The sequence below is a fragment of the Leifsonia sp. HAY1-4F genome, from assembly GCF_056755275.1.
Genome location: NZ_JBNDHX010000315.1, coordinates 1 through 267, shown reverse-complemented (window position 1 = coordinate 267; position 267 = coordinate 1). Strand labels below are relative to the sequence as shown.

Genomic DNA, 267 nt, shown 5'->3' with positions numbered 1-267 from the left:
GGACAAAGGACCGGCGTAATCGATAGCGTTGAGCATACGGAAGGAGTCCTCCCACGGAACGTCTCCGTGACCCGTGGAAATGAAGTCCCAGCCACGGCGGGGATCAGCCCATGCAAGGTGGGAGGACAACCTGCCGTTGCGGCCGTTGCTGAGACGTTTTTTCGTGTCCTTACAGTGCACGTGGTACACGCGGTCGCGGAAGTCCCACAGGAAACCAACCGGGTCAATGTCCTGCCAGACCATGTGGCTGGGGTCCCAGTTCAGTCC

Annotated in this window: 1 protein-coding gene; it reads right to left on the bottom strand. The window is 59.9% G+C overall.

Going from position 1 to position 267, the window contains the following annotated elements:
• Positions 1-267, bottom strand: a 267-nt coding sequence (locus tag ACPYOG_RS19655) for a sugar phosphate isomerase/epimerase family protein (protein WP_481295802.1), incomplete at both ends; no start/stop codon positions are given.